Annotated in this window: 5 protein-coding genes and 1 CRISPR repeat array; all 5 genes read right to left on the bottom strand. The window is 48.2% G+C overall.

Going from position 1 to position 6899, the window contains the following annotated elements; genetic code table 11:
* Positions 1 to 46 precede the first annotated feature (46 nt).
* Positions 47 to 3653: a CRISPR direct-repeat array (repeat unit 36 nt; unit sequence GTTTCAATCCCCTCGCGGGGAAGTGGTAAAGGAGAC).
* A gap of 511 nt (positions 3654 to 4164) precedes the next feature.
* Complete coding sequence (locus QUA16_RS13355; protein ID WP_333103789.1) at positions 4165 to 4512, bottom strand: type II toxin-antitoxin system PemK/MazF family toxin; 348 nt, start codon at positions 4510 to 4512, stop codon at positions 4165 to 4167.
* A complete protein-coding gene (locus QUA16_RS13350) occupies positions 4499 to 4888 on the bottom strand; it encodes a DUF433 domain-containing protein (protein ID WP_333103790.1) in 390 nt (129 codons plus the stop codon). Before QUA16_RS13350 ends, QUA16_RS13355 begins: the two co-directional genes overlap by 14 nt.
* A gap of 368 nt (positions 4889 to 5256) precedes the next feature.
* Positions 5257 to 5664: a chorismate mutase gene (gene aroH / locus QUA16_RS13345; protein ID WP_333103791.1), complete on the bottom strand. Its 408-nt coding sequence runs from the start codon at positions 5662 to 5664 to the stop codon at positions 5257 to 5259.
* A gap of 139 nt (positions 5665 to 5803) precedes the next feature.
* Complete coding sequence (gene sppA / locus QUA16_RS13340) at positions 5804 to 6622, bottom strand: signal peptide peptidase SppA (RefSeq protein WP_333103792.1); 819 nt, start codon at positions 6620 to 6622, stop codon at positions 5804 to 5806.
* A gap of 55 nt (positions 6623 to 6677) precedes the next feature.
* Positions 6678 to 6899, bottom strand: a 222-nt coding sequence (locus tag QUA16_RS13335; protein WP_333103793.1) for a hypothetical protein, incomplete at its 5' end; no start/stop codon positions are given.

Genomic DNA, 6899 nt, shown 5'->3' with positions numbered 1-6899 from the left:
TAAATTCTGGCGTTGCAAAGAAAGGGAAAAATTTCAAGCCGATGTAGTTTCAATCCCCTCGCGGGGAAGTGGTAAAGGAGACTGGAGCTAAAGCAGCAGGTTTGAAAGCACTTCGCGATAACCTGTTTCAATCCCCTCGCGGGGAAGTGGTAAAGGAGACAATATTATGAGTCAAGGGTCTAGATTAGACAACATAAAAGTTTCAATCCCCTCGCGGGGAAGTGGTAAAGGAGACGACCTGGATGCCTTCGGTTCTATGACCATTTTCCAACTTCGATTGTTTCAATCCCCTCGCGGGGAAGTGGTAAAGGAGACTCTCGGCAATTATAAATTGGGATGGGTGCATAAGTGGTTTCAATCCCCTCGCGGGGAAGTGGTAAAGGAGACTTTCCTACTTCTTCCCAGGAAAAAGTAATTCCGTTAAGTTTCAATCCCCTCGCGGGGAAGTGGTAAAGGAGACCTGTAATTCAAGGATCTTTTAAGAGGTATCTCTTTAAGTTTCAATCCCCTCGCGGGGAAGTGGTAAAGGAGACACAAACTTGCGTTATTAGCAGTTTTAACTATCCCTACGTTTCAATCCCCTCGCGGGGAAGTGGTAAAGGAGACTAATGGAGTGCTTAGCTAAGCTTAAGGATGCAGTCCTTAATTGTTTCAATCCCCTCGCGGGGAAGTGGTAAAGGAGACGATGCCGACCCCGAAGACAATAACAACCCTTCGTTTCAATCCCCTCGCGGGGAAGTGGTAAAGGAGACAAGAAGCTACGGCTAAAGTTGGATCTAACGGATTCGAGTTTCAATCCCCTCGCGGGGAAGTGGTAAAGGAGACAAATCTACAGTGGAGGAACAAGAGGAAACAGGCGAAACGTTTCAATCCCCTCGCGGGGAAGTGGTAAAGGAGACCAAATCCTAGACTTGGCTCAAGTTTATGTCACAGAAAAGTTTCAATCCCCTCGCGGGGAAGTGGTAAAGGAGACACAACTTGACTGGAACACCTGAAGCTGACCTAATCTTTGGTTTCAATCCCCTCGCGGGGAAGTGGTAAAGGAGACAACTGTCTTCGGTGTTGCAGTCATGCCGTTGTCGCAATTGTTTCAATCCCCTCGCGGGGAAGTGGTAAAGGAGACAAAAGATGCTATAACAGCGGCAATTGCTCAAGTTGTAGGAGAGGCAGTTTCAATCCCCTCGCGGGGAAGTGGTAAAGGAGACCAAGCTAAAGTTCGGATCACCCCGACGTCTATGACCGTTTCAATCCCCTCGCGGGGAAGTGGTAAAGGAGACTCAAGTGTAGCTTGAAGACAGAGCCAGCGTCCAAAAGAAATGTTTCAATCCCCTCGCGGGGAAGTGGTAAAGGAGACATAAAGCACAAAATCATTCGGCGTGGTGTTTTTAGCGTTTCAATCCCCTCGCGGGGAAGTGGTAAAGGAGACGCGACAAACCAATTCCCGTCGAAGGCGACGGTGGTATCGGGTTTCAATCCCCTCGCGGGGAAGTGGTAAAGGAGACATTTTCGCCCGCCCGGGAGAGACACCTCAGCAAACTGTTTCAATCCCCTCGCGGGGAAGTGGTAAAGGAGACTCATAGCTGCCAAAGCTCTAGCACATCGTCCTACTTTAAATGTTTCAATCCCCTCGCGGGGAAGTGGTAAAGGAGACGCGAAAACATGGGATACTCCCAATCTCTGAACGCAGCCACTGGCAGGTTTCAATCCCCTCGCGGGGAAGTGGTAAAGGAGACGTTTTTCGAGGTTACGCCTGGTGATCCAAATGATTACCAAAAAGTTTTAATCCCCTCGCGGGGAAGTGGTAAAGGAGACGTGGTTGGAAAGGCACGGGAGAACAGTTAGAAAACCTTCGTTTCAATCCCCTCGCGGGGAAGTGGTAAAGGAGACTTCCATCAAGAAAGATGAATCTCAGGTTCTAACCGAATGTTTCAATCCCCTCGCGGGGAAGTGGTAAAGGAGACAGAACTTTAATTGCTTTAGAGTGTTATCTCCCAGTTATGGTTTCAATCCCCTCGCGGGGAAGTGGTAAAGGAGACACAGTTGTGTTTATCGAGGCTTGGATTGATGACTCAATGTTTCAATCCCCTCGCGGGGAAGTGGTAAAGGAGACACCTGGAAACACTTATCGGACTTCCAGTAATGGTTGTAGATGTTTCAATCCCCTCGCGGGGAAGTGGTAAAGGAGACCCGAACGCGACCGCCAATTCGACAATCCAGGACGTGGAGGTAACGTTTCAATCCCCTCGCGGGGAAGTGGTAAAGGAGACTGTCATCGTGTCCAATTTGTACCGTTCGGCGGTCAAAGAGTTTCAATCCCCTCGCGGGGAAGTGGTAAAGGAGACACCAAACCTTCCCAAAATAGAAGAAGCGTAACATTAGAAGTTTCAATCCCCTCGCGGGGAAGTGGTAAAGGAGACCTACTAAGTTCCAGTGAGGAATACGAGACAGACAGTTTCAATCCCCTCGCGGGGAAGTGGTAAAGGAGACAAAAGGGGGAAATTTTGGGACAAACTGGCACTCCTAAAAGTTTCAATCCCCTCGCGGGGAAGTGGTAAAGGAGACCCTAGTTACACTCGTCTGCAACGTACTCCCGGATACCGTTTCAATCCCCTCGCGGGGAAGTGGTAAAGGAGACAGTTAGTTACAGTTTCTTTAAGACCATAACTTACGTTTCAATCCCCTCGCGGGGAAGTGGTAAAGGAGACTTTCCACCACGCTATCCCGAATCTTACGGGAGCAGAGATGGTTTCAATCCCCTCGCGGGGAAGTGGTAAAGGAGACTCGGATGGATGCTCTTGAATCTGGTGGCAACTAGTTTCAATCCCCTCGCGGGGAAGTGGTAAAGGAGACTCTTGGAGTATCTTGACGATCAAATGTCTTCTGTTTGTGGTTTCAATCCCCTCGCGGGGAAGTGGTAAAGGAGACCCAAACTTTTTACAATCATGCAGAGAATTAAAAGTTTCAATCCCCTCGCGGGGAAGTGGTAAAGGAGACACATATCTGTTGATCCGAGCAAAGCTGATGATCAAGTTTCAATCCCCTCGCGGGGAAGTGGTAAAGGAGACGTTTTAGCGGTGTATCATCACACCCAACAAACCCAAATGTTTCAATCCCCTCGCGGGGAAGTGGTAAAGGAGACGTGGCAAAGCTTTTAGAATCAGCCCACACTGAAACACACAGTTTCAATCCCCTCGCGGGGAAGTGGTAAAGGAGACGAAAACATTTCTAAAGACGGCAAAGATTCCTTTGTAGAAGTTTCAATCCCCTCGCGGGGAAGTGGTAAAGGAGACCTGGAATTAGCTAAAAAGATAAAAGATTCACAAATGGTTTCAATCCCCTCGCGGGGAAGTGGTAAAGGAGACGATGAAACAACTGATCGAAGAAACCGGTGCAGAGATAGTGTTTCAATCCCCTCGCGGGGAAGTGGTAAAGGAGACGTCAATTTGGAAAACACAGCATCAACGGAAAATCCTTCGTTTCAATCCCCTCGCGGGGAAGTGGTAAAGGAGACGCGTAGAGTATCGTTACCCTGAGCACCAAAGATGAGTTTCAATCCCCTCGCGGGGAAGTGGTAAAGGAGACACGATACTCTACGCGGTAAAGATGGTAACGATACTGTTTCAATCCCCTCGCGGGGAAGTGGTAAAGGAGACTCTTCGGCCAGGGAGCCTTACCCAGAAAGGGTTTCAAGCCTCAAATCGACGCACCATTTTTTACCTGTCAATAAGACCCTAAAACCTGCAATAAGCTCAGTTGCTTGCAAGCCGTAACCCTTGGTATCAGAGTAATCGACGCACCCCAACGAAAAAATCAGGGTTTTGCCGATCGCCCGAGGTGCGTCGATTGCCGATCTGCGACACTGAAACTAGCCGCAGATCCAAAAAAAAACTATGCAATTTTCAACGTTCTGGAGCGATCGAGCTTTGCAACTCGCCAACTCACCATACACCTTAACCTGCAACTTGTCAAGCCCTGGAGAGTAAAATCGGACGAGAGCCTTTTTTGAATTGTCGGGGCGACAAAATCCCAGAAACCGGGTTGTTGCGGTTTTCGTCGGCTGCATGGCATCTTCTGAGGAAAAAACCCGGTTTCTCAGAACCCGTGAGTCTAGGAATGTTTGACTTTTTGAGTTGTCGGGGCGATCGACATTCACAGGCGCCAAGTCTATTGATTAGATAAATCCAAGGCGATCGACAAAGCGCTATCCAATTGCTGCACAGTAGACTCAGAAAGTGTCCCGCGTCTACGTAAAAGGCGGACTTTCGCCACAGCGCGAACTTGCTCTCCAAGTGCTATTGAGTCTCGATCGAATCCTCCATCAGGAGCAATTATCAGTACCTGACTCCGATAAATGCGGCGTGGTGGGCGATAATTGGTACAAGGAACCACAAGCACAACTTGACTCGACGCATTTATCGCATCGTTGCTAACAATAATCGCTGGGCGAGTCCCTCCTTGCTCTGAACCTTGAACAGGTTCAAAATCAGCATCATAAACTTCACCGCGTCTCATATTCCGACTCACCTATTAGCAATGCTTCCCAGTCGGCTGTCTCAAAATCTTGACAAATTGCCAAAGCTTCTGCTTGATATTCTGGATCGTTTGCCATTTCTGAAAACTCGGCATAAATCACTCGATCGGGCTTGAGACTTACTAACTGGTGAGGTTCGCTATTTCGCTCAATTATTTCTGCACCATAGGCAATACAAGCAAGAATATCCTCTCGCCCTATACTCGGATACTGCTGAATTATTTCCTCAATAGTCGAGCCACTAGCTAGGCCATCTAGAATCACAGAAACCCAGATTTGATGTCCCCGAATGCAGGGTTTACCAGAGCCGATATTGGGATCGATCGAGATTCGAGATAGTAAGTTTGTTCTATTCATAAAACATCCTCATTTAACCTGCAATTTGTCAACAAGAATGAGAGTCAAATCCGACGAGAGCCTTTTTTGAGTTGTCGGGGCGATCGACAAAATCAAAGAAACCGGGTTTTTGCCGTTTTCCTCGGCTGTAACCAACTATTCTAGAAAAAACCCGGTTTCTGGGAGCCCGTGAGTCTATAGCGGTTCTCAAGCGTTGTGAGGTATGGGGGCTTTGTCCTATGCCCTATGCCCTATGCCCTATGCCCTATGCCCTATGCCCTATGCCCTATGCCCTATGCCCGCGAGAGCACCTCATGTTACCGAGAAAGGCTATAGGAATGTTTGACTTTTTGAGTTGTCGGGGCGATCGACATTCACAATCGCCAAGTCTAATTTTCCCCAGCCACCGCCACCGCTAAATTCCTATCGGGGCGCAAATTTTGAGCTCCCCGCAAATAAGGATGATAAATTTCAGTATGTGCCGGCCAGTTAACGTGAATTAAAAACCGAATGCAGCGTTCCAAAGCACCCTCTACGTGCATTTGCTGCACGTCCAACAAAGGAACATTACACCAGTGAGGACGTTCGCGGGCGATCGCAGCCGGAAACACAGCATCTAAATCACGAGTAGCAGAAAACGTAGCACTAATAATTAAATCTGGATTTATATCATTTTTTGCTTCTAATTCATCTAATAATTCTCTCACCGCTTCTCGAATTGCTGCCACCGAATTCTCGCTAGCAGTAGTAGCCCCACGAATCCCCCGCACTTGCCAATCCACGCAAATTTCCTCCATATTAGTCAGTTGTTCAGTAGTCAGTAGTCAGTTGTTAGTTGTCAGTTGCTAGTTGTCAGTTGCTAGTTGCAATTACCAATTACTAATTACCAATTACCACTGCCAACTGACTACTGTCCACTGCCAACTGACTATTTAATCACGGGCGATACATCCACAGCGGCAAACCGCTAGTAGAAAGCTCGAATTCCAGCAAATTCTTGTAAGCTGAAAGCCCGGATATATCCAGACTACTCCCCAAGACACGATTTAGGAAAGGTTTTTGTTTTTCTAGGGTGCAAGACTCGGTTTTTTCCGGGTCGAGGCCTGCGAGTTCGGCGGCAAGGCGACGAGCGTCCTCTTCTGTTCCCAGTCGATCGACCAAACCCAATTCTAAGGCTTGCTGACCGGTAAAAACGCGACCGTCGGCAAAACTTTTGACTTTATCAACAGCCAAGTTCCGGGCTTCCGCAACGGTTTCCACGAATTGCTGGTAGCTGGTGTCGATCAAGTCTTGCAGAATTTGCTGTTCAGGATCGGTCAATTCGCGATCGAATGCCAAGATATCTTTATACGGCCCCGATTTAATCACCTGAAAAGAAACGCCTACTTTTTCTAACAGCCGTTCTAGATTGTTGCCCCGGATAATCACGCCAATGCTGCCAGTAATTGTACCGGGATTAGCAACGATATGCTCGGCTCCCATGCCGATGTAAACTCCACCAGAAGCTGAAATATTGCCGAAACTGGCGACAATTTTGACTTTTTCGCGCAAACGCTTGAGGGCGCTGTAAATTTCCTGGGAATCGCCGACGGTGCCGCCGGGGCTGTCTATCCGCAGCAGCAAGGCGGGAAATTTGCGTTCTTCAACAGTTTTGAGAGCTTCTAGGACTCGTTTACGGGTTTCTCCGGCAATGGCTCCGGTGATTTCGATACGGGCGATTTGTTTGCGGTAGCGGGGCTTGAATGGCCAAATCATGGGCAGTGTACAGGCAATGTTACGGATTTTTGTAGCTAACTTCTTATAGTGTGCCTTATTCGTCGGGGTAGATGTTGTGCCATTTAGGAACAGGCAAGATGCCTGTTGCACAAGAAATTGCTTGACTGTGGAACAGGCATCTTGCCTGTTCCAGATTGTTGGCAACAGGCAAGATGCCTGTTGCACAAGAAATTGCTTGATTGTGGAACAGGCATCTTGCCTGTTCCAGATTGTTGGCAACAGGCAAGATGCCTGTTGCACAAGAAATTGCTTGATT

Origin of the sequence: Microcoleus sp. S13_C3 (genome assembly GCF_036700905.1) — a bacterium.
Taxonomy (GTDB): Bacteria; Cyanobacteriota; Cyanobacteriia; order Cyanobacteriales; family Microcoleaceae; genus Microcoleus.
Note: the sequence above shows the minus strand (reverse complement) of the source record. Positions and strands in the feature narration are given on the sequence as shown.